Source organism: Psychrobacter sp. HII-4, from assembly GCF_904846595.1.
GTDB classification, from domain to species: domain Bacteria; phylum Pseudomonadota; class Gammaproteobacteria; order Pseudomonadales; family Moraxellaceae; genus Psychrobacter; species Psychrobacter celer.
This window is the reverse complement of the sequence record NZ_CAJHBJ010000015.1, coordinates 40492-65327: the sequence shown is the minus strand read 5'-3', so window position 1 is coordinate 65327 and position 24836 is coordinate 40492. Positions and strand designations below refer to the sequence as shown.

The window sequence follows — 24836 nt, the reverse complement described above, 5'->3', positions numbered from 1 at the left end:
CACTTCTAGATAACACTTCTAGATAACACTTCTAGATAACACTTCTAGATAACACTTCTAGATAACACTTCTAGATAACACTTCTAGATAACACTTCTAGATAACACTTCTAGATAACACTTCTAGATAACACTTCTAGATAACACTTCAAGCAGTTTGGTTAGATAAGTCTTTTTAAAGACATACCTTCTGAGTATTTCAAGCTTAGATAAGTAAAGACACTTTGAGCTTAAAAGACACTGATGTGAACTTTCTAATAAGCTGTCTAAATAGTATGTAGATATAAACAAAAGGCCTGCAATCATTGCAGGCCTTTTGTTATCTAGCAGGCGTAGATTTTTATTTTAAACAACGGTCAAATCAGAATACATCAAATATATGGCTAAAAAATCGCTCAATTAAGTATAGTCAACTCAAAATAAAATGACGATACCGTTAAGTGCGCGACTCGGATGCTGTCTTTAAGTGTAGGTTGCACCACTACTGGCCGCGTAGACGAGCCAGCACGCAAGGAAGACTTATACCAGTAACGTCATATCCTTTTTTAAAATGCATCAACTCTAACCTATCAGCGTTATAGAGCGCCACTAAAGGTATCACATGCCTGTACATTGCCACTCTGCAGACCGCGAGTAAACCATTGCACACGTTGTTGGCTGGTACCATGCGTAAAATTATCTGGTACAACCGCGCCGCCGCTTGCACGAGCGAGACGATCATCACCGATTTGACCTGCAGCATTGATGGCCTCATCAATATCACCTGCTTCTAAGAACTGTACGCGCTCCTGATTGCGCTGCGCCCATACCCCAGCAAAACAGTCCGCTTGTAACTCTTGCATGACCGACAGTTTATTGGCCTGTGCGCGGCTGACTTGACGACCAGCCTCATTCACCTGCTGAGTGATGCCAAGCAACGTCTGCACATGATGGCCCACCTCATGCGATATCACATAGGCTTGCGCAAAGTCGCCTGCCTTACCTTGGTTATCTTGATCCCCTGAGCCTTGCTGATCGCCCGTTATACCTAGGTTTTGACGCATTTCCACAAAAAACGACGTGTCCAGATAAATGGTTTGATCCCCCGGACAATAAAATGGCCCTGTTGCAGCGCTGGCACTCCCACAAGCAGAGCTGACTTGACCGTTAAACAATATGAGCGACGGCTCTTGATACGTACTGCCCGCTTCATTAAATATCTGATGCCAAACGTCTTCTGTATCGGCCAATACGACTTTGACAAACTGCGTATCGCGGTCGTCACTGGTGGCAGGCTCACTTGCCGTACTGCCGCCACCACCTGCCACCACTTGCCCTGTCTGTAATGCCGTCATGGGGTTGACTCCAAAAACCAACCACAAGATACCCGCGATAATAATACCACCGATACCACCCCCTATCATCTTACCGCCGCCGCGACTGCTGCGCACGTTTGAGCTGCCTCGCCTACCTTGCCACTTCATACCATCTCTCCTTAAATATATGATTTATACCATCATACTATCGACCATTTATACAAGTATTTTCGTTCTTTATTGTCTGACTCATTGTCGCACCTAGCTTTTACGGTATCTCCAAGCTTTTTGCTTATTATGTTTTATGAGTTTTATATGCCTATCAGTAGCCTTTAGCAGATACAGTACAAAAACAACGCCGAAATTGATTACGTTATCGTAAAATTTACTGACCACAAGACGCCAATTACCGAATACCAGCCATCTTCAATGAAAGCACTACACAACACCAACAGTTGAAGAATATTAAGACAGCAAATATGCTTTTATAATAAGCCGATCTTATTGATTATACGTATATTATTTGGTGTTATTCTTTAAGAGAAGATGAGAGGTTTAAGATGTAAAATTACATTTACAATTTTATTGTTACTGAATTGTACAGCCTCTTTCCATTCAGAAAGAAAACATATAGAATGCGTGAAAGCTGAGTAGTTGTAACTAAGATTAGTTGAACTCTGAAAAACATCAGATTTCGACCTTTTTTTGGCTTTTGTTACTACTACTGCTCATTTCATTTTTTCGGAGAAACAACTATGAACCTTAAATTACTTGCTCTAGCTGGTATCATGACTGCATCTATGGGCCTAACTGCCTGTGACAGCAACACTGAAAACGCTGCTGAAGATCTATCTGACGCACAAGAAGAAGTACAAGACGCTCAAGAAGAGCTAAACGAAGCTGCTGCTGACGGCGAAGCTGTACCTGCTGACGCAGAAGCTGCTGTCGCTGAAGCTGAAGCTGACATCGCTGATGCACAAGCTGCAACTGCAACTGACGAAATAGACGCTGAAGTACCTGTAGACGGTACTACTACTAGCGTTGATGTAGCTAGCGAAACTGACACTGCAGCTGTTGATGCAGCTGACGAAGTGGTTGTTGAAGAAGCTCAGTAATTTTATTGGTCATACAATAAACACTGTAGTAAAAAAGAGAGCCTATGCTCTCTTTTTTTATGCCTGCTATTGAAGCAAGATAATAGCAGGATAGCCTGCTAACTAGAGGGACACTGATTGTTTGCGCTAAGCTAATAGATAAGATATACCCAAAAAAGTCCCTATTAAACAGCGTTATCTTTGGTTCTTTTTTCTCTGAGCAGCGCCTAGCCTATATGCATAGACACAGACTAAGCATCAAACAAACGCTCATCAACCTGCTGGCGAAATTTTTGACCTGTCTTAAAGGTTACCACTCGGCGCGCAGATACGGCAACGGGCTCCCCTGTCTTTGGATTGCGACCAGGGCGGCTATTTTTGTCTTTTAGCTCAAAGTTGCCAAAGCCTGAAAGCTTGACTTCTTTGCCATCAATCAAACTCTCTGACAACTCCTCAAAAAAGCGCTCTACCAAACAGCGGCTATCTTGGCGCGTTAGGTTTAAGTGGCTCATCAAGTGCTCAATCATGTCAGATTTGGTTAAAGTGCTCACAGTACGACTCCTATGCTATGTCGTGATGTCGAATATCATGGTTTAGCGGTATGAGGGGATAGCAGTTATTATAAAGGTTTTTTGTGGTCTTTTTAATATAGACGTTATAAAATCTCTTTTATTAATAACCACTTACCATTTTTTAGACAAAAAACGCCTCAATCATAATTTTTTTTGACAAATAAGGCACCACAGCCTTTTAATTAAAAAAGGCCATGATGCGTTATCAGCTTTCGGGTGTAGAGGTTAGCTGTCACGCAGCTGTACTGAATGCTGCTCAATCAAAGCCTGAACGACTGTATCAGTGGCAGTTTTTACTGCCTCGTCAGATAGGGTTTGTGACACATCTTGCCATATCAGAGCAAACGCGAGCGAGCGCTGACCTGCCGGTACTTTATCACCTTGATAGATATCAAATAACCACATATCACTCAACAAGGCTCCAGCAGCACGGCGCACCGTCGACTCTAGCGTCTGTAGGCTAATCTCGGTATCTACCAAGATGGCGATATCACGGCGCACTTGTGGAAACTTACTTGGCGTGGTGATGTCATGCTGCTCGCGGGCCAAGTTAAGCAGCGGCGCAAGCGATAACTGGGCAACCCAAGTGGCAGGCAGGTCCAGCTGTTTTGCGGTGCTCGGATGCAGCTGACCCAACCAGCCGACATAGATATCATCGATATACAGCTTGGCGCTTTGACCAGGGTGCAAAAATGCTAGCTGACTGCGCTCGTAGCGTACGCGCGCACGATCGATTTGGGCTGGAAGTAGCTGCTCGATATCGTGCTTGAGATCATAAAAATCTAAAGCTCGGTTTTGATAAGCTTGCTCATCCCAAATATCGCCAACTGCGACCAGCGCCATGCTCGGCGTCTGCACCAAGTCACTGACACTCTGACCGACAAAGCTCAGACCTGTTTCAAAAAAACGTACACGCGGCTGCTGACGATTGAGGTTGTATTGCACACAAGGCAACAAGCTTGAGAGCAATGTACGGCGCATGACCGCCAGATCGCTTGAGATCGGATTGGCCAATGCCAACACTTCACCTAATGCTTCATCATCAAGTAGCGTCTCAAGTTTAGCATCACTAAAGCTAAAACTAATCGCTTCCATATAGCCATTATTGACAAGTGCCAGCTTCATCTCATGCGTCAAATCAGCCGTATCGTCATAATCCATACTGACTTGCAGATGCGGCAGGACGCTTGGAATATTGTCATAACCGTAGATACGAGCAATCTCTTCGATAAGGTCTTCTTTAATACTCATATCAAAACGATACGACGGCGGCGTACAGATCAGACTCTCTGCTTGCTGCGCGACCTCAAAGCCCAGCTGGGTTAAGATACGCACCATGACCGCAGGCTCTATCTCGATACCAACGACCTCACGGACTTTGCTGATTGGCAAGGTAATCGGCGTACGGGCTGGTAAGTGCTCGCTATTTTCTACTTTTACTATTTGCCCAGCTTGCCCGCTTGTGACACTAGTAATCAAATCAACAGCACGCGCCAAAGCAAGTGCTGGCAGCGCAAAGTCTACCCCGCGCTCAAAGCGCTGCGAGGCATCGGTATGCAAGCCAAAACGACGCGCGCGCGCCGCGATAGCCAGCGGATTAAAAAACGCACTTTCTAAAATAATATTGGTGGTGCTATCGGTGACGCTACTGCGCTTACCGCCCATGATTCCCGCTAAGGCAAGCACGCCCTCATCATCGGCAATCACTAGCTCATCACCAGTTAGAGCAATGGTTTGCTCATTCAGTAGCGTCAATGTCTCTGCAGGCTGCGCCAAACGCACCACAATATCACCTTGAATGGTATCGGCATCAAACGCATGTAATGGCTGACCAAGCTCCATCAATATATAGTTGGTCACATCCACCAAGAAGTTATGCGAGCGTAGTCCTGACTGAACCAAAGCATCAGCCATCCATTTTGGCGTATCGATACTACGGTCAATATTGCTGATTGGTTGTAAGAGATAGCGTGGGCACGCTTCATTGGCACTAATGGTGACTGCAGGCGTTGCATCACTGTTCGTTACCGCTACATCAGTGGCAATCTCCGGCTGCTGCATCGGCAGATCATTAATCACTGATATCTCACGGGCAATACCGCGCACGCTAAAGCAGTCGCCACGGTTTGGCGTGATAGAGATATCGAGTATTTGATTGTCTAAACCTAGATAGTCACGGATATCAGTGCCAATGGGTGCATCTGCAGGTAGCTCAAGTAGGCCATCTATGTCGTCAACCAGGTCGATCTCGGAGGCACCGCACAGCATACCGTTTGAGGCCACGCCGCGTAGTTTACTTTTTTTAATCTTAAAACCTTTTGCGTCATCGCTTGGTAGTATCGCACCAACGGTAGCAACCGGTGCTTTCATACCGACTGTCACATTCGGCGCGCCGCAGACGATTTGTAATGGCTCAGACTCACCAATATTTACCTGCGTGACGCGCAGCTTATCGGCATCAGGATGCGGCTCGACACTGATGACCTCACCGACCACCACACCGCTAAATGCACGGGCAACGGCAAAGCGATCATCAATCTCAAGCCCTGCCATGGTCAGCTGTTCGGCCAATTGCTCGCTGGTATTATTGGGGTTCACCCATTGACGTAGCCACTGTTCGCTAATTTTCATAAATATCTCGGATCAGAATTTTGTAATAAAGATGTTGGAGTAAAGCTTGGCACATATACTTGTTGTATCAACAAGGCGCGCTTTTTATATAAAAAAAGCACTCTAGCCAAATTGCTTTAAAAAGCGCACGTCATTTTGGAAAAACAAACGCAAGTCATCGATGCCATAATACAACATGGCAAAGCGCTCAATACCCATACCAAAGGCGAAGCCAGTGTATTTGTCGCTATCGATACCGCAGTTGGTCAGCACCTGCGGATGCACCATGCCGCAGCCCATGACTTCTAGCCATTTGCCATTGTCATCGAGGATATCCACTTCAGCTGAAGGCTCGGTAAATGGGAAAAATGACGGACGAAAACGTACTGTCAACGCTTTGGCAAAAAACGCCTCTAAAAACTCACTGATCAAGCCCTTTAGCTCAGCAAAGGTGCTCGACTCGGTCACCATCAGCCCTTCTAGCTGGTGAAACATCGGCGAATGCGTTTGGTCTGAGTCGTTACGATAGACGCGGCCTGGGCAAATGATACGAATCGGCGGCTCGTTCTTTTCCATGGTGCGAATCTGTACCGGACTGGTGTGCGTACGCAGCAAGTAGTGCGCATCAAAATAAAACGTATCATGCATCGCGCGCGCAGGGTGATGCGATGGGATATTAAGCGCTTCAAAGTTATAGTAATCGCTCTCAACTTCAGGGCCTGTCGCGACGTTAAAACCTGCCTGCACAAAGTACTGCTGCATACGCTGGGTCACCATCGTCACTGGATGCAAATGGCCTTTTTGGCCGCCGCGCGCCGGCAGGGTGATATCGATACTCTCGCTTGCAAGCTTGGCATTCAATGCAGCGACTTCTAGCTGCTGCTGCTGCTCGGTGAGCGCCTGTCCGATACGGCTACGCACACTGTGCAACCAGCCGCCGTAGGTTTTTTTGTCATCGCTACCAAGCTTACCCATCTGTTTTGACCAGCCGGTAAGCGAGCTTTTTTTGCCCGTTAGCTGTACACGCAAGTCTTGTAGGGTACGCGCGTCGTTTACTTGCAAAATTAGCGCTTCAGCAGCACTGGCAAACTCATTGAGCTGTGCTTCATTTAGCTCATTAAGCTCTGAGGACAAGGTCGGTAGCGCCGACAAATCGGTGATAGCAGCAGGGGTAGTCATAAGACGCATTATTCCTGATTTAAACGGACTATTAAGTAAGTATAGTGCTTGGTAATTGTAGGGATTTGACCAAATATTGCAAACCATTTGCTCAGTTATCTCACGATGACCATGAGTGATGCTAATGGCTTGAATATGTGAACATATATATCTAGAAAAATAGATATTTAGCAAAAACGCGTGTGTTTAACCGCAATAGTGATGACGCCAAAATAATTTACTATAAAAAAAGCCACCGACCAGCGGTAGCTTTTATTAATATCGTACTATTAATCAATATTAGTCCGATCCATCTAGGTATTTGCTAAAAAAGCAGGCTACCTAACGGAAAGGGTAATATTTAGGCCAATTCCGCTTTTGCTTTTTCGACCAATGCGGTGAAAGTAGCTGCATCATGCATAGCGATGTCAGCTAAGACGCGACGATCGATTGCGATGTTAGCTTTTTTCAAGCCATTGATAAAGCGGCTATAGCTTAAGCCGTTGATGCGAGCACCAGCATTGATACGTGCGATCCAAAGACGACGGAAAGTACGTTTTTTGTTGCGACGGTCACGATAAGCATATTGACCAGCTTTGGTCACTGCCTGTACCGCTACGCGGTAAACACGTGAACGGGCACCGTAGTAGCCTTTAGCACGCTTTAAGATTTTTTTGTGACGGCGATTTGCCTGTACACCACGTTTTACACGGGCCATAAATTACTCCAAGATTTGTTAATCATTATTAAACGAATCACGATGTCGTTATATAAGTGAATACCAGACATCGTTATCAGATTGCAAAGTCAAATACCTTTAATACATTAAAGCTAAGTGACCATAGGCTATTAGATGTATGGGCACATACGACGAACTGCTGCTTCGTCAGACTTGTCCACCATCTTTAGACCGCGCAACTGGCGAATACGCTTAGCTGATTTCTTGGTCAAGATATGGCTTTTGAAGGCTTGCTTACGCTTAAAGCCGTTCGCTGTTTTTTTGAAGCGTTTAGCGGCACCGCTTCTGGTTTTCATCTTAACTTTCATGATGAGTTGCCTCTTTGTCTTTGATAGAACCTGGTCGTCAAATCGTCAGTCATAAATAGTGGCTTTAAAAACAACCACTAAACTGTTATTTGCCTCGAGGTGGGAGGCGCTATTTTAGCAGATAGCGCCCTGTTTTGCCAAGTGAATTTTCGCCCAAGCGCTCAGCTGTTTATATAGCCAGCGCTTTTAGTAAGCGCATATCACTATGGCTCCCCTACACTCCGCCAAATAGCCCGCCACAAAGACGGCGATACACTTTATAAGGTCGGGTCATAAAACCAGGTCATAAAGTCGGGGATTTTTTTGCAAATAGATTGAATGTGAGGCAAAGCTGTGCTTAAGTAGAGGTTGGGCTTGATTGCTTATCGTGCACGAATTGTATGCCAGTAACGATAGCCATTGACTCGGTATTGTGCTCATCCGTTTTATGACCATAATCCGTCCTGACGCTGTACACCTATAACATGATTGGCAACCCCCATCATTGCCTGCCATCACTCTAGGAGATAACGTGTCAAATCAAGAGTTAGACTTTGATGACAGCCTATTTGTATTTGAGACAGTGATGCGCGTGCGTCATACTGAAATCGATAGGAGTCAGCATATCTCGTTTGAAGCGTTGACCGCTTTGCTTTGTGAGGCGCGGCATCGGTTTTTGCATGCAAAAGGTATACAAGATATCAATGCGGACCATCGAGGACTGATCATCGATGGCATACAGCTAACCACCAATAGCCGTGTACGGGCGCGCGAAGAGCTGTTATTTGAGGTGGGGGTCGAGCCACTGTATGATAACGGCGGCCATATGATCATCAAAATATCACGTATGCATGGTGGCGAGGTGGTGGCAAAGGCGCGGATCCATTTTATCAGCTACGATTTTCACCTCAACAAACCCGCCGCCTTGGATAAAGAAACAAAAGCGGCGCTATATCCGCATTGATTTAGGCTGTGATGCCCTTGACGCTCTGAGCTCCTACCACTATTAGGCCAAAATGTCACATGGAGGGTCGAGCACAGTCCCACTAACTATCTATTTCCTATTTCTCATCACAAGACAGACATATTATGACTTTACCTGCTTGGCTTGCCGCCATAAAATTTAATGCTGATGGTTTGATTCCCGCTATTGCTCAAGATCATGAATCTGGGCGTATCCTCATGATGGCATGGATGAATAGCGAGGCCCTCCAGCTCACCGCCGAGACAAAGACAGCGGTGTATTTTTCGCGCTCGCGTGGTCAGTTGTGGCACAAAGGAGAGTCGTCAGGTCACACCCAGACAGTCCATGATATCCGCTTAGACTGCGATGCAGATGTGATTGTGCTGAGCGTGACACAAGCGGGCGGTATCGCCTGTCATACGGGACGTAAGTCTTGTTTTTATCAGCGTTTAGACTTATCAGGTGCGCAGCCCCAGTGGCAAACGGTGGATAAAGTATTAAAAGATCCGGCAGAGATTTATGCGGCTACGTCGGCGACCGAAGCCGTCTCTGACCCCCAACGTCACGATGCCAGCACTAAAGGGACTACTGAGAAAGAGACTACTCAGATCGATACCCACTCGATTTTACAGCAATTAGATCAGGTATTAGCAGAGCGCAAGCAAGCAGATAGCGATAGCTCTTATGTGGCAAGCCTTTACGCAAAAGGTCTTAACAAGATATTAGAAAAAGTGGGCGAAGAGGCGACCGAGAGCATTATTGCGGCCAAAGACTTGGCCCATAGTGATGCGCAACTAGATAAAGAAGCCTTTGATGCCGCGCGTCATGAGCTTATCTATGAAGTGGCTGACGTGTGGTTTCATACGTTGGTCGGGCTGGCATGGTTTGATATCGAGTCAGACGCCATCTTAAACGAGCTGGGGCGACGCTTTGGTCTCTCAGGTATCGATGAAAAAGCGTCGAGATAACCTATCATATAGTGAGTTCAGTATAAAAACGATACAGTGGGACTGGAATAAGTTTTTCGCAGCCTCTATCTGCGTAGGCACAGCACGCAAGAAAAATTTAGACCAGTTGCACGTTGATATATAATGTATCTGTTTTATTTAGGATCGACTATATGTCGAAAACAAAAGTGCCACTACCTATTTACTCTGTGTGATTGTTGCGACTTTCACCTTTTTGTCATAACAGCAAGGTATAATAGTATTTTTACATCAGCGTTATGTCTGTATTTTTGTCAAATAGATCAATATTCTATAAAATAACAGTAGCGCGGTGGCGGCAACACTGATGTCAACAACTAAAGAGCAGCATTCACACTCAGAAGTCTCAGACATGAGGTCTCAGACATTAAGGATATCATTATGGGCAGTTTTTCTATTACGCATTGGCTGATATTACTGGTGGTGGTGGTGGTGGTATTTGGCACCTCAAAGCTTAGAAATGCCGGCAAAGACTTGGGCGGTGCGGTCAAAGGCTTTAAAGACGCAGTCAAAGACGAAAATGCTGAGCATGCCAAAAAGCAAGTGGTACTCGATCACGACGGCGCAGCTCATCCAGCAGAGCGCCAAGCATCTAATAAAGTCGATGAGCATAGCAGCACGCTCCCTACTGACGATAAGCATCATTGATCATAGCAAATACCATGCTAGGTATAATGCCGCTAGCATCCAGATAGTGACAATCCACCATTATGTTTGATATTGGGTTTTCTGAATTACTGCTCTTTGGCGTGATTGCTTTGATCGTCTTGGGCCCCGAAAAGCTGCCGCAAGCGGCGCGCACGGCTGGGCAGTGGTATGCCAAAATTCGCCGCACTGTCTCCACCCTACAATCGGAGATAGAGGCTGAGCTCGACTTGGCTGAGACTCGGCAACAAATGCAAAAAGAGCTGGCAAAAATCCGTCAGACAGAGGCGGAGATGAGACGTGAAATGGCAGAGATGCGCGGCAGTATGCAAGAGTTTGAGTCGTCACAGAACCGCGCCCTAACAGCCGATCCGCATGCAGAGCATCAGCCTGTGATTAACGATGACACAGCGCGTCACAAGGCTGATACTGCGCGCAATACCGTAAATGAGCAGCCTGAGGTGGCAACGGCATTTGCACACGCCTATGAGCATAATCAGCCCTCTGACGGCATCGATCAGCAAACAGCGCCGCCCATCATGACCAAACCTTGGGAAAACATGTGGTTTCGCCTCGGTGATTATGATAAAGCACGCCGCCTACCCGCTGCCCCCTATCTCCCCAATTATCAAGCAGACATCCTATTAAATAGCGCACCTACCAATCCTATCGCCTCACAAGCGTCTGACCAGATGCAGGAGGCCGACTGATGGATTTGTTTAAACGCAAAAAAAGCCGACAAGAAAAAATCGGCGATACAGGGCCAGAAAAAACCCACTCAGCCGATATGGCCTATGATAACGATGATGGGGATATGTTAAGCTCACTTGGCGATATGCCCATCACTGAGCATCTCATTGATTTACGCCGTCATCTGATCAAAATATGCGTGGCGGTGCTGGTGGTATTTTTGGCCTTGGTTGGGTTTTCACGCGAGCTTTATAACCTGTTATCGGACCCATTGGTCGCGCAGTTGCCTGCCAACTCGACAATGATTGCCACCGATATCACCTCAAACTTTATGGCGCCGATACGCTTGAGTATCTTTGTCGCCGCCTTTGTGGCCATGCCTTATATCTTGTATCAAATTTGGTCATTTGTCGCCCCAGGTCTGTACAAAAAAGAAAAAAAAGTCGCCATTCCAGTGCTGATGTCTTCTATCGTATTGTTTTATGCTGGGGTGGCGTTTTCTTATTTTATTGTGCTCAAAGGGGTTCTGAAATTCTTTATTACCTTTGCACCGCAAAACGTCTTACCCATGACAGATATCGACAGTTATTTGAGCTTTGCCCTAAAGCTATTTATGGTATTTGGCTTGACCTTTGAGATACCAGTCGTCACCTTGCTGTTGATATTGGCCGGCATCGTCTCCATTGACAGCTTAGAGGATAAACGCCGTTATATCATCGTTGGCTGCTTTGCAATCGCGGCCGTGGTGACACCGCCGGATGGGGTGTCGATGTTGATGCTGGCTTTTCCGATGTGGCTGTTGTTTGAGCTGGGGCTGTTTTTGGCGAAGATTTTGATTAAAGAAGAGCGCCGCCCTGCTTTGGCAAATGAGAGTCAACTTGATAAAAAGTAATACCTTAGACAACAAACAACGCCGTTGATGATAAGCTACGCCCCTGACGAATATCGGTATTTGACAAGCGCCATTGACCTCATCGCCAGCCATTGTTTATGCAGTGGCTTTTTTTGCCTTTATGGTTTTCGACCCTATGGCTTTGCCCTTATGGTTGTTGTCCTGTCTTGTTTGTCCGCAGATTGTTAGATCATTTTTTACTCATCCATCGTGTCAATAGATGTTGACACCGTTAGTATTTTAGGTAGCTTTTATGTCCGCATCTATGCCCGCTTATATGAGCGACCCCACCGATGAGCAGCTAAATGCGCTAAATATGGCGATGGATCACAAGTCGTTTAAAGTGGTGGCGTATGCTGGCGCGGGTAAAACCACAACGCTCAAGCTCATCGGCGAGCGTCTGCGGGGGCGCGGCTTGTATTTGGCTTTCAACAAAGCGATCGCCAATGATGCTCGGCAAAAATTCCCCAGTCACGTGGACTGCCGTACGTTTCACTCACTTGCTTATCGCCATGTCGCGCGTGATATCACTGCCAAATTGTCCTTACCACGGTTTTCACCCAAGCGTTTGGGCGATGATTTGGGGCTACAAGCGGTGCAAGTACGTCGGCAAATGGATGGGGTAAATAAATACATCACTTTGACCCCAGCCCGCCTTGCGCGATTTGTCAGCGATGCGGTGAGTAACTTTTGTAGTACGCATGCCAGCTACCCGGCACCTCGGCATTTATTGTTTCCCAGCTGGCTCGATGCGGCAGATAGCGAGCAGCTGCGTGAGATGCTCTACCCTGCCGTCGAGCAGCGCTGGCTACAGTCTATCGATGCCCGCCATCCAGCTGGTATCGGTCATGATATTTATCTTAAATTATGGGCACTCTCCAAGCCCAGTATCCCAGCGGATTTTATCTTGTTTGATGAAGCGCAGGATGCCGATCCGCTGATGATGGGGATTTTGACCCAGCAGCCACGGCAAGTCATCTATGTGGGCGACGCTCATCAGCAGATTTATGAATGGCGCGGCGCGGTGAATGCAATGAAAAAGCTACCACTACCACAAACCCTATTGACACAGTCGTTTCGCTTTGGAGAGCCGATCGCTGAGGTGGCCAACACTCTACTCAAAGCCTTACAAGAAGAAGTACCGCTAAAGGGCAATCCTGCCAAGCAGTCCTCTACCGATAAAGGCATGGTCCATAGTAAAAAAGACGCCATACTCTGTCGCACCAATGCTGCTGCGATGGCGCAGCTATTGACGGGACTCAAGCTTGGGCACCGCGTGGCACTGCAAGCCGATACCGATCGTATGCTGAAATTCTGTCAAGCGGCTGAGAACCTAAAAAACGGCAAATCGGCTTATGGCGTACCAGAGCTGGCGTATTTTTATAACTGGTCGGATGTGCAAGAGTACTCTGAAACCAATGAAGGCAGCGATCTTAAGACATTGGTCAAGCTGGTCGATGATCACGGTACCAACGTCTTAAGCCAAGCGGTCAATAGTTTGACCAGCATCGATAACGCCGATTATGTCATCTCTACCGCGCACAAGGCCAAAGGGCTTGAATGGGGGCGCGTACAGCTCGATGACGATTTTTATTACGACGTGACCACCAATGCAGTCAAGATCAGCCCAGAGGAGCTGCGCTTGCTCTATGTTGCCTGCACACGCGCGCAGAGCAATCTCGACATTCATCATATCAAAGACTTGATCATCGGGTTGCAAACGGGGAAAAAGGTCATCTTTGGCAATACCTAACACCGCTCCGCTCTATTCGATCACGTTATCGCCTTTCATTTAGATACTAAGCCTTAATCATGACTCAACATTCATCCCTCGAAATACGCCAGCGCACCCTGCAGCAACTATTTGCCCATCCTGTGCGCCTACTCGCTCCAATGGAGGGGCTAACCGATCCGTTAATGCGGCAAATCTTAACACAGATTGCCGCCGATTTAGGCCGTCCTTATGATTGGTCAGTCAGTGAGTTTATACGGGTGACTCAAACGCTGCTGCCCGCGCATGTGTTTTATAAATATGTGCCAGAGCTACATCAAGACACCAAAACGACTGCTGGCACGCCCATACATATCCAGCTGCTCGGTAGTGATGCTAGCCTGATGGCAGAAAACGCCGCGTACGCCTGTGAGCTTGGCGCGCCCGCCATCGATATCAACTTTGGTTGCCCTGCCAAGACCGTCAATAGCCACCGCGGCGGCTCGGTACTGCTCGATGAGCCAGAGGTCATGTATGATATTATTAGTACCGTACGCCGCGCAGTGCCTGCCCATATTGCCGTCTCAGCAAAAATCCGCTTGGGCTACACAGATACCAGCCGTATGGACGATATCCGAGGTGCGATTGGAGCGAGTGGCGCAGACTGGTTGACCATTCATGCCCGCACCAAAACCCAAGGCTACAAGCCGCCGGCTTATTGGGACAAAATCCAAAATTTTAATAAGCTGGATATCCCAGTGATTGCCAATGGCGAGATTTGGAATAGTGAGCAAGCAAAGCAATGTATGAGGCAGGCAGGCACGCCGCACTTGATGCTAGGACGCGGCGCTGTGACCCGTCCTGACTTGATTGCCCGTGTCGATAGCAGCCATGATGATGAGAGCGCGGCGGCCAGCGTTAGAGCAGGTAGCAAGACCTTGACATGGCACGCGCTCATACCGCATCAAATTAAGTTTTTGGAAGGGGCAGCAAAAAACGATGTGGTACTGGTGGGCCGCTACAAACAGTGGCTGGGGATGCTAACCAAAGGCTATGATGAGGCGCAGCCGGTGTGGGAACACATCAAGCGTGAAAAAGACAAAGCCGTCATCATCGATGCTCTTATCACCAGCGTCTCATCAGCGACGGCATAAACAACAAATACAATAACGGCTCGTTTTTTATCATAAAACAGAAGCTCAGCGGCGGCTAATTGTTCATAAGCCCTAGCGCTAGACGCTCACACGTATTGCTAAATAAAACAACATGAGTGGACACGCCATCGACAGCGTCCACAGTATCGAACGAAACGTCGCTAAATTGCTGATATAAGCGATGCAAAAGCCAATACGAATCAGTATGTACAACCAAGCCAACACGTTGACAATCAGCTGAGGCACAAAAAACAACATCGCCACCAGCACTGCTGCCAAAAATACCGGCAACGTCTCATAGCTGTTTTGCTGAGCGGCATTGGCGCGCGCAGCGGCGCCCGTTGTCTCTTGCAAAAAACGGCGCGGATGGGCGTTGTCAGCCAGCCGAAAGCTGCCAAGGGCTTTTGCACTCAGCGCCATCACGAGTGGCAACAAGCTTGCCACCACCATCGCCCAAATCGCGGATGCGGCGGTATCAGGAATCAACCCAAAAAATACATTCATGCGCGCCCTCGCCCCTACCCTGCAACCACTTCAAAATCATGCGTGATATTCACCCCGCCCTGTACCAGCATACGACTGGCCGAGCAGTATTTTTCTGCTGATAGGTTCACCGCTTTTTCGACCTGCTTATCCTTGATGTCTTGACCGGTCACGATGAAGTGCATATGAATGTCGGTATAGACAGCAGGGACGGTCTCAGCGCGGTTTGCGGTCAGCTCACAACGTACATCCGTGACCTCTTGACGTGATTTTTGTAAGATAGACACCACATCATAGCTGGCACAGCCGCCCAAGCCGAGTAAGATCAGCTCCATCGGGCTTGCGCCATTTTCTTTGTCGGCGTCGATTTGCACATTATGCCCTGAGGGTGAGACACCCAAAAAGGCTTTTTTCTCTTGCCACGTGACACTTGCTTTTGATTCTGACATGTTCGTTTTTCCTTATTTTGATTGGCAGATAACCTGATTATTATTTTCAATAATACACGCGATAAGGTTAGTGTAGCACAAGCCAAAACCAGATTTTATAGAGACCTGATAAAGCAGCAACCATCTATATTTATTTGACGGCAACGCACCACCATAACCTTACATACCTTATTGTTAAGCAATAGTTAACAAACTCAACCTGTGTTTGGTCATATTTATCAAAATTACTTTAATAAACTAACTTACAAAAGTCTGTTTATAAGCTATTGATTTTAATAGGTAAAACTCGTGAAACATTTTATAGCAAAATACTGTTACACATTTTGCTTGTTTCTTGGTTTAATAACGGTAATGAATCTTATTTTGGCCAGATATAGGTGACAGTCGACTTATAATAATTAAGATAGTCATCATGGTATCGGTTTGAAATAAGCTATTTTTAAACAAATTAAAAGGGTTAGTCATGATAGATGCAGACGGCTTTCGCGCCAATGTCGGCATCATCTTGGCAAATACACAAGGGCAAGTACTGTGGGCAAAACGTATTGGTCACAACGCTTGGCAGTTTCCTCAAGGCGGCATCGACCGCGGGGAAACGCCGATGGATGCGATGTATCGCGAGCTCTGGGAAGAGGTCGGCCTACATCCGCGTCATGTAGACTTATTGGCAGTCACTCAAGACTGGCTGCGCTATCGTCTGCCTAAGCGTTATGTACGTCATGGACAGCACCCTTTGTGTATTGGGCAAAAACAAAAATGGTTTTTGCTGCGCTTAGATGAGCCAAATACTCAACACATTCGCTTTGATGAAGGTAAACCAGAATTTGACCACTGGCAATGGGTCAGTTATTGGTATCCTCTAGGACAAGTGATTCATTTTAAACGTGGGGTATATCGCCGCGCCTTGCAAGAGCTGGTGCGCGAGCTTCCCCTAAAACAAGAGCTGATCCTTCCGGAACAGGACAACCATTTGCTGGCATGACTTTGATAGAGTTTTGACATAGTTTTGGTGTGATTTTGACATCGCTAATTAACTACATATGCTCACTGTGATACTGTTATGGAATCACCGTGAGCATTTTTATGCGCCGGTTGCAGCCGCACTTGCCTCGCGGCTAACGAGCGTGGCAGTGGTTTTACTACTTGCCCCTTTATGCTTGTCTTGGCGCAAGGTTAAGATGCTTTGAGTACGGGTACCATAAGTAGGGAGAGGGGTCTGCCGCTGATCAAATGCCACAGGCTCGATATAGACAGAGGACAGCATCTGCTCAATCTCCCTACTCATGCCGGTATCGGGTAGCTGATCGGCGGGGGCTTGTCGGTTGTCAGATAGCACCGCATAGGCAGCGTCCTGCCAGTAAGCAGGCGAGCTGTCTTCGGCGATAAGTGGCAGCACTTCTTGACGCAGCCTACCACGCAGTTTTTCGGTTTTGAACCAACTGTCGTCTGGCTGACCGTTTGAGATCACATGCAATCCTGCATACAGTGGCGTAGGCGCATGGCCGCGATTATTGACCATCACTGCTTGCAGCGCATCGCCAATGATTAGGTTAAAACCTGCATAGTCTTGCAACTCAATTTGCCGCGCAAAGTCCATCGGGCTTCTATCACTGGTCAAAAAATCTGTAACCAGTGCCCCGCGCGAGCGCTCATCTGCCCCTGCCTGCACCCCATCGCGAAAGTTTAGCACCGCCGCCCAGCGTCCATTTTGCTCATAAAGACCGTCGTGCATGACTTGGTGAATACCCAGCCAAGTACCGCCACTTTGCTGATCGCGACCTGCATAAATCGGCTTATCAGGCCACTGGTGCAGCGGCTCAGTCGGACGCTGCAAAAACTCATCTCGGTTGGATAAGAGTACCAGCGGCACCTCATCAAACAACTGCCAAGCGATGGCGACGATACACATAGTTTTCCTTTTATGGGATTGGTAGTTTATGGGACTGGTCGTCTTTTTAATAGGTAATCTTTTCAGTACAAAATAGCGTCGTTTAAAATGGCCTGCATCTTTCTATTCTTATATCAATTGGTGCGGAGTTTTTTATCAGCAGGATAGCTAATCTGTGTGGTCGATCGAATCACTTTTGATTGTTTACTTGGCAAATCAAACTCCCAAGCGACCATGCCGGTATTGTCATTCCAGTCGCGTTCAGTGACGGGCGGGGTGTGCACTGTGGTTACTTTAATACTGTCATCACGGCTGATAGGCTCACTACCCAGTACCTGCAAGCGTCTGGTGCGGCTATGCTGATTGGTCAATTGATAAGCTTCGGTACTACTTAAGGTTTGCTTACGATTAAACGCGCCCTTATCGCCTTGCTTATCTTCGTCGGTTATTTGTTTGATGAGGATATTTGGATCAACGCCAAAGCCGATACCCTGCTCTTTGAGCGTTTGATACTGATAGCGCGCTTGACCAATATAGTTATCATCACGGTAGAGCTGAAGCGCTCCATCGGCCCATGCAGGTGTCAAAAATGGTGCCGATGCATACCAATAAGCCGTTTGCTCAACACTTGGCGTACTGCGGATCCAAAGCTTGCTACGCCCAGACTGCTCATCGATGATCGTACGCACGTGCCTACCGTCACTTGGCAAGCTCACGCGCTGCGGCAACCGGTACTCGATGATGCCGTTTTTGTTTTGACGACTCACGCTAAAGCTCGGTAGCGGTGCCATCGTCGGTGCCGACGCCTCCCTGTCATCGCTACTTCTTTCTGAGACGACGATGGAAGAAGGCTCCATCATGGATGATGCAACCCTAGCACGTGATACTTGCTCTTTTTCATATAAAGACAGGCGAGCCACATTTGGCAGCTGGCCTGTGGTGCGTTGATTGGGGTTGACTGAGCTGAGTACGACAGGGACGTTTTGCCAATTCTCTCCGGTTTGCTGAGCGATGATGGCTGATGCGGTAATGCTAAGCTGCTCGGTATTGGTATCCAGACGCGCCTGATAAGTCGGCTGCCAACCTGCGCCGCGCACTTGATAATGGAGCTTTACCGCGGCGGGCTTGCGGCTGGCAGTACGGACACTGACCTGTGTCACGCGATTTTGCGTCGATGTACTACTGCCCGCCATCGTTTGATTAAGCGCAGCCTGTGCCCGTGCTTGCCGCTGCTTGATATCCCATATGCGTTTATTGATACTTGCCGCTTGTATTTCTATATCACGGGCGTTATTGGCCACTGTGCCCTCTGTACTGATTTGACTGACCTTGGTGAGGTTTTGTAGATAGGCTTTTGCCAGATTGGCGGCTTCTAGCTCGGCATTGATTTTAGCAAGCGCGGCTTGTTGCGATTGTACGTTGGCATCGCCCTCATACTGACACTGCGCTGCTTGCTCACCGCTTAGCGTCTCGATACTGACTTCACCGAGATTGACGCCTGTGACGGCCTGCACGCTCACGCTGTCTTCGTCGATATAAGGAGACAAGCAAGAAAACACCAGCGTCTGCTCTCCATTACCCTTGACAGGTAGCGCGCGGGTGACACTGGCCAAGCCTTGATAAATGGTGACTTGCTCGATACTGCTACTTGCTGCATATGCAGGCGTCAGGGATAGTGCCAGCAGACTGGGTAGACTGAGCAAGATCGGGCCTTTTTTTGCCCAACGGTACTCAGTGGCTGTTGCTACTTTTGATACATCAGCTTGCATAATCTATCCTTAAAATACGGTTTATCCATTCATACGGCCTATCAGCGCCAGCCCATATCCGCTCATGCTTCTGAAAATATTGAGGTATTTATCATTAGCAGCTTTTTTATATCTTAGCGGTTTTCTGTCTTGGTTTCTAGCGGCTGGCAGGCGCAAATCACATTTATGCAGTCTCTGTGATGCAATTGTCTAACCGTAATTTGGTATGCCTGCCAAGCTATTTTTGCTATTATGACCCCCATTCTATTATCAATAATTATGATGTCCTTATGATGATTCATCCTCAGTACGATCCCGTAGCGCTGTCCTTGGGCCCTGTAGAAGTACATTGGTATGGCTTGATGTATCTGCTGGCATTTGCCACCGCGTTTGGTCTGGCATGGTACCGCAGTGGCCAGCGTGAGAGCTGGACCACTGACATGGTGTCAGACCTTGTTTTTTATGGCGCGCTCGGTGTCATTTTGGGTGGCCGTATCGGCTATGTGCTGTTTTATCAATTTGGTGAGCTGCTACAAAACCCCGCCTATTTATTTAAGGTGTGGGAAGGCGGTATGTCGTTCCACGGCGGCATGATTGGGGTTTTACTCGGCATGTTGTATTTTGCCCATAAGTACGAAAAAACACCTTTTCAAGTGCTGGATTTTATCGTGCCGTGTGTACCGACGGGGTTATTGTTTGGTCGTATCGGTAACTATATCAACGGTGAGCTGTGGGGGCGCGTCTCTGATGGCGGCTATAACTGGCTGACCTACTTCCCGCAGGCCGCGGCTTTTGATATGCAGCAATTGCAAGCCAATCCTCAATTACAGGAGTTGATGATGGAGGTCAACGGCCAGTATTTACTGCCCCGCCACCCATCACAGCTCTATGAGGCCTTTGCTGAAGGTCTGCTGCTATTCTTGTTTTTGTGGTGGTACTCTGCCAAGCCGCGTCCACGTATGGCGGCATCGGCGATATTCTTATTAGGTTACGGTATCAGCCGCTTTATCATCGAGTTTTTCCGTCAGCCAGATGCCGACCAAGGCTTTATTTTACTCGGCTGGATGACCAAAGGCCAAATACTGAGCACACCAATGATTATCATCGGCTTTGTACTGTTGGTTTATGCCTATAAACGCGGTATCTATGACTGGGGTAAGCAAGCGGCTTATTAAGGTATTAAACAATGATTGATCCAATAGATCATTATGCTGTGCTAACAAGATATGTACCCTTTATTAAACTAATTTCTATGTTAGAGGAAGGCTTCTTTATTCCTAAAGCAAACCTTTTTAGCGACAAATGGGAAGGCAGTTTGCACTTATTTGATGGCATAGAAGATCCTTTTTTAACTAAGGAAGAACTTACAACTGCCAAAGATTGGGTTTACGTAAGTTGCTGGTATACAGACGAACCAGAGAACCATGCCATGTGGAACTCTTACGGAAACTCAGACAACGCTGTAGCGATACAGACAACGCAACATGATTTCAAAGCCGCTTATCATGGCTCAAAAATAGAACCAATGAGCTCTTATTTTGGTAAAGTTCAATATCATATGCCTGCTAACGCTAAAGAGCTTTATGACAATAAAGGTATTCAACCTTGGCTTGGAAACAATAATAATGATTCGAAGGACCCGAAAACTATATATCCTCGATTCTATTTATTTCACAAACATCATGCTTTTTCTTTTGAGAAGGAAGCAAGATTTTTATTAGTCGACAACGATGCTACAGTGGCAAAAAGTAATCACAGACTTGGTATCCACCTTTCGGCTAAGCATAGTAGAAGAATGATTAAAAAAATTATATTGCATCCTAACTGTTCGGACTGGTTAGAGAATACCATTCGAAAGCTTATTGAAGACACATACAAACTAGATATTCCAATCTGTAAATCATCGTTAGTTGGTTATACAAATTAATCTAGCTGAAGTTTAAAACCTCTTAAATATTTATTGAAGTTGCAGACCATGATTACTAGCAAAAACGAACAAGCTTATCTTGATTTACTCCAGTATGTGTTGGCGAACGGCACTGAAAAAGGCGATCGTACGGGCACAGGTACGCTAAGCCACTTCGGCGCGCAGATGCGTTTTGACTTATCAGACGGCTTCCCATTACTGACCACCAAAAAAGTCCACTTTAAATCCATCGTGTATGAGCTATTGTGGTTTTTGAGCGGTAGCACTCATGTCGATTATCTACAAGAAAACGGCGTGCGTATCTGGAACGAATGGGCCACAGCGGAACAGACGGCACGCTTCAATCGTCCTGCGGGCGATTTAGGGCCAGTATACGGTCACCAGTGGCGCAACTACGGCGCGACCAAAGACGAAAATGGCCGCTATAACAATGACGGCGTCGATCAAATCGCCCAAGTCGTGGAGCAAATCAAGACCAACCCCAACTCCAGACGCTTGATTGTCTCTGGCTGGAACCCAGGTGAAGCCGAGCAAGTCGCCCTGCCACCTTGTCATACGCTGTTTCAGTTTTTTGTCGCGGACAACAAACTCTCCTGCCAGCTTTACCAGCGCTCAGCGGATTTATTCCTAGGTGTGCCGTTCAATATCGCCAGCTATGCCCTACTGACTCACATGATTGCGCAGGTTTGTGGGCTGGGTGTGGGCGAGTTTATCTGGACCGGCGGCGACTGTCATATTTATCAAAACCACCGCGAGCAAGTCGAGCTGCAACTGACGCGTGAGTGTTATGCACTACCGACATTGACGCTCAACCCTGATGTCGATGATATTTTTGCGTTTCGTTTTGAGGATATTAGCGTAAACGGTTATGCATCACATCCCGTTATCAAAGCAAAAGTCGCGGTATAAAGACTGTTTTTTACTTCATATGACTGACGAAAACAATAAGGACATATTATGAGTTATGCCAATACCCAAGTCGCCCAAATCGCTGCTATCAGTAGCAATCGCTGTATCGGCAAGGACAATGAGCTGCCGTGGCATATCTCAGCAGATTTGCAGCATTTCAAACAAATGACCACCAAAGCAACAGGCGGTGCGGTTCAAGGTATCGTCATCATGGGGCGCAAGACCTTTGAGTCAATGGGCAGCAAGCCGTTGCCAAAACGTGTCAGCTTTATTATCAGCAGTCAAATGGACTACGCCGAAAAGAGCGGCCTAGTAGGCAAAGACAATGCGCATGTGGTGCATAATTTGGATGATGCTTTAACGCAAGCTGCCAGTCTCGCCCATGGTGCTCACTTAGATACGATTTGGGTCATCGGCGGCGAGCGGGTATTTCGTGATGCCTTTATGTACACCGATCGTATTGAGCTGACACACGTCGATACCGAGATCCCTGACGGCGAGGCGTTTTATCCTGAATTGCCGAGCGACTTTGCAGCCGTAGAAGCGTCTGAGTCGATGCATGATGAAAAAAGCGGATTGGATTTTAGATTTGTGACTTACCTAAAACAGGCTACTGAAGCATAAAAACGTACTCTTCATCAATGACTCAAAAATGGGGCTGTTTCTTTATCTAGAGCAGCCCATTTTTCTATACGCACAGCGAACCTTTACCCATATATAGCCTACTCATGCAGCACTTTATAAATGGTCTTGGCCAATACTGGACCGATGCCCTGTACACCCGACAGCTCTTGCTGCGAAGCCCCTAGCAGTTGCTGCATCCCGCCAAAGTGATTGAGCAAGTCGCGGCGGCGCTTTTCTCCCAGCCCCGGTATCACCTCCAGCACCGACGACGAACGGCGCTTATCCCGCTTCTTACGGTGCGCTGTGATGGCAAAACGATGCGCCTCATCACGAATATGCATCAATAAATGCAGCGCCTTGCTGTCCATGGGCAGATCCAGCGGCTCATGATCGATAAAATGTAATACTTCTAAACCCGCCTTGCGCCCTTCTCCTTTTGCCACACTCACAAGCAGCGTGTCATTTAAGATACCCAGCTCGGTCAAGACGTCTTTGGCGATATTAAGCTGACCTTTCCCGCCATCAATCAGCAACAGATCAGGCAGTGGCTGTTTTTTATAGCGCCGCGTCAGCACTTGTTGCATCGCCGCATAATCGTCACCGCCTTGGATATCATGAATCGCATACTGACGGTAATCGCGGCGGCGCGAGCCTCCTTGATCGAACACCACACAGCTACCGATGGTCGCCTCGCCCATGGTGTGCGAGATATCAAAGCACTCGATACGGTCTATGGCGCGATCAGTGACATCAGCCAGTACGTCCTTTAGCGCACCAAAGCGCGCATACAGCTCTAGATAGTCGCCCAGTTTGGTTTTTAGTGCATTGTTGGTATTCAGTTTGGCCAAGTCCAGCCACTCTGAGCGGTGCTCGCGCACATTGGTTTTGATAACGACTTTGCTCTCAAAGTGGGTGGTCAATGCTTCGCTGATTGCTTGTTGGTCAGGTAGCGCATGACTGAGAATAATCTCACTTGGCAAGTCGTCGGTCACCTGAAAATAAAAAGAGGTAATAAAGGCGGACAAATTATCCGCGAGCGACTCACTGCTATCGACATCAGGGAAGTAGTTTTTACCGCCGAGTACGCGGCCGCCGCGCACCGTCAGCACATTGACACAAGTCATGCCTGCCTGACTGGCAATGGCAATCACATCGGCCTCACCTTGCACCGTATAGACGGCCTGCCGCGCTTGTACTTCGCGCAGCATAGAAAGCTGATCCCGATAAAAGACTGCTTTTTCAAAATCCAACGATTCAGCAGCACTTTCCATCTTTTCAATTAGCGCACTGTGTATGTCACTTGAGTCGCCTTTGAGAAAACGAATGGTGTTATTCACATCTTCTGCATATTCTTCTGGCGACACCAAGCCCACACAGGGCGCACGGCAACGCTTGATTTGATACTCAAGGCACGGACGCTTACGCTGCTTAAAAAACGTATTGGTACACTGGCGCATCTGAAACATCTTTTGCATGAGCACCAAGGTTTCTTTGGCCGCATGAGCAGAAGGAAAAGGTCCAAAAAACCGACCTTTTTGGTGATTGCCTTTGCCGCGTCCATACGCCAAACGTGGATAAGGCTTATCCGCTGAGATAAACACGTATAGATACGACTTATCATCACGTAGCAAGACGTTATAAGGGGGACGGTATTCTTTAATCAGGTTTTGCTCAAGCAGCAGTGCCTCGGTTTCACTACGGGTAATGATAGTCTCAATATCGTGAATCCGTGCCACCAGTGCCCGCGTCTTTGGATGGTCAATGGTCTTAGCGAAGTAGCTATTGACGCGACTTTTTAACGATTTTGCCTTGCCCACATATAAAATATCACCGTTTTTACCCAGCATTTTATAGACCCCTGGCAAGTTTGGCAGGCGCTGAATTAGATGTTTGAGGCGGGCTTTTTTATCATCGACAGGACTCGACTCTGAGACATTAACCATAAAATTTATTGCTCTTAAGACACTGATATACAGCTATTTATGGGGCGGCAGCCTACGTTTTACAAGCCA

At 47.3% G+C, this 24836-nt stretch carries 24 protein-coding genes; 13 read left to right on the top strand and 11 right to left on the bottom strand.

All coding sequences use genetic code 11. The features are described 5' to 3' along the window. Positions 1–574 precede the first annotated feature (574 nt). Complete coding sequence (locus JMX98_RS08670; protein WP_105244272.1) at positions 575–1462, bottom strand: neutral zinc metallopeptidase; 888 nt, start codon at positions 1460–1462, stop codon at positions 575–577. Positions 1463–2049: 587 nt separating this feature from the next. On the opposite strand from JMX98_RS08670, the gene JMX98_RS08665 reads away from it, so the two are divergent. Further along, positions 2050–2409 carry a hypothetical protein gene (locus tag JMX98_RS08665; protein ID WP_201585942.1) on the top strand — a complete coding sequence of 120 codons (360 nt, stop codon included), beginning with the start codon at positions 2050–2052 and terminating at the stop codon, positions 2407–2409. A 230-nt stretch (positions 2410–2639) separates the two neighbouring features. On the opposite strand, the gene JMX98_RS08660 is transcribed toward JMX98_RS08665, so the two are convergent. From JMX98_RS08660 to rpmI, 5 genes are all read right to left on the bottom strand, one after another. Continuing rightward, a complete protein-coding gene (locus tag JMX98_RS08660; RefSeq protein WP_075101941.1) occupies positions 2640–2939 on the bottom strand; it encodes an integration host factor subunit alpha in 300 nt (99 codons plus the stop codon). 246 nt (positions 2940–3185) lie between these two features. Beyond that, positions 3186–5591 (bottom strand): phenylalanine--tRNA ligase subunit beta, encoded by a 2406-nt coding sequence (pheT, locus tag JMX98_RS08655; RefSeq protein WP_201585941.1) that lies wholly within the window; start codon positions 5589–5591, stop codon positions 3186–3188. A gap of 102 nt (positions 5592–5693) precedes the next feature. Then, the gene (gene pheS, locus JMX98_RS08650; RefSeq protein ID WP_105244274.1) at positions 5694–6749 is read right to left on the bottom strand and encodes a phenylalanine--tRNA ligase subunit alpha; all 1056 of its coding nucleotides are present in this window, start codon (positions 6747–6749) and stop codon (positions 5694–5696) included. Between the two features lie 340 nt (positions 6750–7089). Further along, positions 7090–7446 (bottom strand): 50S ribosomal protein L20, encoded by a 357-nt coding sequence (rplT, locus tag JMX98_RS08645; RefSeq protein WP_075101938.1) that lies wholly within the window; start codon positions 7444–7446, stop codon positions 7090–7092. Between the two features lie 131 nt (positions 7447–7577). Beyond that, entirely contained in the window at positions 7578–7775 is a 198-nt protein-coding gene (rpmI, locus tag JMX98_RS08640; RefSeq protein ID WP_011281253.1) for a 50S ribosomal protein L35, read from the bottom strand. 511 nt (positions 7776–8286) lie between these two features. Here rpmI and JMX98_RS08635 point away from each other — a divergent pair. The 7 genes from JMX98_RS08635 to JMX98_RS08605 all read left to right on the top strand — a co-directional run bounded on the left by JMX98_RS08635 (position 8287) and on the right by JMX98_RS08605 (position 14796). Next, a complete protein-coding gene (locus tag JMX98_RS08635) occupies positions 8287–8718 on the top strand; it encodes an acyl-CoA thioesterase (protein ID WP_201585940.1) in 432 nt (143 codons plus the stop codon). A gap of 125 nt (positions 8719–8843) precedes the next feature. Beyond that, positions 8844–9686, top strand: a complete 843-nt coding sequence (gene hisIE / locus JMX98_RS08630) for a bifunctional phosphoribosyl-AMP cyclohydrolase/phosphoribosyl-ATP diphosphatase HisIE (RefSeq protein WP_201585939.1) — start codon at positions 8844–8846, stop codon at positions 9684–9686. A gap of 399 nt (positions 9687–10085) precedes the next feature. Further along, a complete protein-coding gene (gene tatA / locus JMX98_RS08625) occupies positions 10086–10352 on the top strand; it encodes a Sec-independent protein translocase subunit TatA (RefSeq protein WP_198336727.1) in 267 nt (88 codons plus the stop codon). A 62-nt stretch (positions 10353–10414) separates the two neighbouring features. Continuing rightward, positions 10415–11059 (top strand): Sec-independent protein translocase protein TatB, encoded by a 645-nt coding sequence (gene tatB / locus JMX98_RS08620; protein WP_201585938.1) that lies wholly within the window; start codon positions 10415–10417, stop codon positions 11057–11059. After that, positions 11059–11931 (top strand): twin-arginine translocase subunit TatC, encoded by an 873-nt coding sequence (gene tatC / locus JMX98_RS08615; RefSeq protein ID WP_201585935.1) that lies wholly within the window; start codon positions 11059–11061, stop codon positions 11929–11931. The genes tatB and tatC overlap by 1 nt, the downstream gene beginning before the upstream one ends. 253 nt (positions 11932–12184) lie before the next feature. Further along, positions 12185–13684: a UvrD-helicase domain-containing protein gene (locus JMX98_RS08610; protein ID WP_201585933.1), complete on the top strand. Its 1500-nt coding sequence runs from the start codon at positions 12185–12187 to the stop codon at positions 13682–13684. A 59-nt stretch (positions 13685–13743) separates the two neighbouring features. Then, on the top strand, positions 13744–14796 hold the full coding sequence (locus JMX98_RS08605) for a tRNA dihydrouridine synthase (protein ID WP_201585931.1): 1053 nt from the start codon (positions 13744–13746) through the stop codon (positions 14794–14796). Between the two features lie 78 nt (positions 14797–14874). Here JMX98_RS08605 and JMX98_RS08600 read toward each other — a convergent pair whose 3' ends face one another. Together JMX98_RS08600 and JMX98_RS08595 are read right to left on the bottom strand one after the other, a co-directional pair. Then, positions 14875–15300, bottom strand: coding sequence for an MAPEG family protein (locus JMX98_RS08600; RefSeq protein ID WP_201585928.1), 426 nt, complete (start codon positions 15298–15300; stop codon positions 14875–14877). Positions 15301–15314: 14 nt separating this feature from the next. Beyond that, complete coding sequence (locus JMX98_RS08595) at positions 15315–15728, bottom strand: OsmC family protein (protein ID WP_192993195.1); 414 nt, start codon at positions 15726–15728, stop codon at positions 15315–15317. A 463-nt stretch (positions 15729–16191) separates the two neighbouring features. On the opposite strand from JMX98_RS08595, the gene JMX98_RS08590 reads away from it, so the two are divergent. Further along, the gene (locus tag JMX98_RS08590; protein WP_075101928.1) at positions 16192–16710 is read left to right on the top strand and encodes an RNA pyrophosphohydrolase; all 519 of its coding nucleotides are present in this window, start codon (positions 16192–16194) and stop codon (positions 16708–16710) included. A 99-nt stretch (positions 16711–16809) separates the two neighbouring features. Here the strand turns inward: JMX98_RS08590 and JMX98_RS08585 are convergent, their stop codons facing one another. Next, a complete protein-coding gene (locus JMX98_RS08585; protein WP_201585926.1) occupies positions 16810–17637 on the bottom strand; it encodes an NRDE family protein in 828 nt (275 codons plus the stop codon). Positions 17638–17750: 113 nt separating this feature from the next. Further along, positions 17751–19385, bottom strand: a complete 1635-nt coding sequence (locus JMX98_RS08580; protein ID WP_201585925.1) for a DUF4139 domain-containing protein — start codon at positions 19383–19385, stop codon at positions 17751–17753. A gap of 269 nt (positions 19386–19654) precedes the next feature. On the opposite strand from JMX98_RS08580, the gene lgt reads away from it, so the two are divergent. The 4 genes from lgt to JMX98_RS08560 are packed head-to-tail and all read left to right on the top strand — an operon-like array spanning position 19655 to position 22824. Continuing rightward, positions 19655–20539 carry a prolipoprotein diacylglyceryl transferase gene (gene lgt, locus JMX98_RS08575; RefSeq protein ID WP_201585924.1) on the top strand — a complete coding sequence of 295 codons (885 nt, stop codon included), beginning with the start codon at positions 19655–19657 and terminating at the stop codon, positions 20537–20539. An 11-nt stretch (positions 20540–20550) separates the two neighbouring features. Further along, positions 20551–21291 (top strand): DUF2971 domain-containing protein, encoded by a 741-nt coding sequence (locus tag JMX98_RS08570; RefSeq protein WP_201585923.1) that lies wholly within the window; start codon positions 20551–20553, stop codon positions 21289–21291. Between the two features lie 48 nt (positions 21292–21339). After that, a complete protein-coding gene (locus tag JMX98_RS08565; RefSeq protein ID WP_201585922.1) occupies positions 21340–22200 on the top strand; it encodes a thymidylate synthase in 861 nt (286 codons plus the stop codon). 48 nt (positions 22201–22248) lie between these two features. Then, entirely contained in the window at positions 22249–22824 is a 576-nt protein-coding gene (locus tag JMX98_RS08560; RefSeq protein WP_201585921.1) for a dihydrofolate reductase, read from the top strand. A gap of 98 nt (positions 22825–22922) precedes the next feature. Here JMX98_RS08560 and uvrC read toward each other — a convergent pair whose 3' ends face one another. Then, positions 22923–24767 carry an excinuclease ABC subunit UvrC gene (uvrC, locus tag JMX98_RS08555; protein ID WP_201585920.1) on the bottom strand — a complete coding sequence of 615 codons (1845 nt, stop codon included), beginning with the start codon at positions 24765–24767 and terminating at the stop codon, positions 22923–22925. Positions 24768–24836: the final 69 nt, after the last annotated feature.

Excerpts from the sequence above, each read along its gene's own strand:
- JMX98_RS08670 (WP_105244272.1), bottom strand. The coding sequence starts at position 1,462 with ATGAAGTGGCAAGGTAGGCGAGGCAGCTCAAACGTGCGCAGCAGTCGC.
- JMX98_RS08665 (WP_201585942.1), top strand. The coding sequence starts at position 2,050 with ATGAACCTTAAATTACTTGCTCTAGCTGGTATCATGACTGCATCTATG.
- pheT (WP_201585941.1), bottom strand. The coding sequence starts at position 5,591 with ATGAAAATTAGCGAACAGTGGCTACGTCAATGGGTGAACCCCAATAAT.
- pheS (WP_105244274.1), bottom strand. The coding sequence starts at position 6,749 with ATGACTACCCCTGCTGCTATCACCGATTTGTCGGCGCTACCGACCTTG.
- rplT (WP_075101938.1), bottom strand. The coding sequence starts at position 7,446 with ATGGCCCGTGTAAAACGTGGTGTACAGGCAAATCGCCGTCACAAAAAA.
- rpmI (WP_011281253.1), bottom strand. The coding sequence starts at position 7,775 with ATGAAAGTTAAGATGAAAACCAGAAGCGGTGCCGCTAAACGCTTCAAA.
- hisIE (WP_201585939.1), top strand. The coding sequence starts at position 8,844 with ATGACTTTACCTGCTTGGCTTGCCGCCATAAAATTTAATGCTGATGGT.
- tatA (WP_198336727.1), top strand. The coding sequence starts at position 10,086 with ATGGGCAGTTTTTCTATTACGCATTGGCTGATATTACTGGTGGTGGTG.
- tatB (WP_201585938.1), top strand. The coding sequence starts at position 10,415 with ATGTTTGATATTGGGTTTTCTGAATTACTGCTCTTTGGCGTGATTGCT.
- tatC (WP_201585935.1), top strand. The coding sequence starts at position 11,059 with ATGGATTTGTTTAAACGCAAAAAAAGCCGACAAGAAAAAATCGGCGAT.
- JMX98_RS08610 (WP_201585933.1), top strand. The coding sequence starts at position 12,185 with ATGTCCGCATCTATGCCCGCTTATATGAGCGACCCCACCGATGAGCAG.
- JMX98_RS08605 (WP_201585931.1), top strand. The coding sequence starts at position 13,744 with ATGACTCAACATTCATCCCTCGAAATACGCCAGCGCACCCTGCAGCAA.
- JMX98_RS08600 (WP_201585928.1), bottom strand. The coding sequence starts at position 15,300 with ATGAATGTATTTTTTGGGTTGATTCCTGATACCGCCGCATCCGCGATT.
- JMX98_RS08595 (WP_192993195.1), bottom strand. The coding sequence starts at position 15,728 with ATGTCAGAATCAAAAGCAAGTGTCACGTGGCAAGAGAAAAAAGCCTTT.
- JMX98_RS08590 (WP_075101928.1), top strand. The coding sequence starts at position 16,192 with ATGATAGATGCAGACGGCTTTCGCGCCAATGTCGGCATCATCTTGGCA.
- JMX98_RS08585 (WP_201585926.1), bottom strand. The coding sequence starts at position 17,637 with ATGTGTATCGTCGCCATCGCTTGGCAGTTGTTTGATGAGGTGCCGCTG.
- JMX98_RS08580 (WP_201585925.1), bottom strand. The coding sequence starts at position 19,385 with ATGCAAGCTGATGTATCAAAAGTAGCAACAGCCACTGAGTACCGTTGG.
- lgt (WP_201585924.1), top strand. The coding sequence starts at position 19,655 with ATGATGATTCATCCTCAGTACGATCCCGTAGCGCTGTCCTTGGGCCCT.
- JMX98_RS08570 (WP_201585923.1), top strand. The coding sequence starts at position 20,551 with ATGATTGATCCAATAGATCATTATGCTGTGCTAACAAGATATGTACCC.
- JMX98_RS08565 (WP_201585922.1), top strand. The coding sequence starts at position 21,340 with ATGATTACTAGCAAAAACGAACAAGCTTATCTTGATTTACTCCAGTAT.
- JMX98_RS08560 (WP_201585921.1), top strand. The coding sequence starts at position 22,249 with ATGAGTTATGCCAATACCCAAGTCGCCCAAATCGCTGCTATCAGTAGC.
- uvrC (WP_201585920.1), bottom strand. The coding sequence starts at position 24,767 with ATGGTTAATGTCTCAGAGTCGAGTCCTGTCGATGATAAAAAAGCCCGC.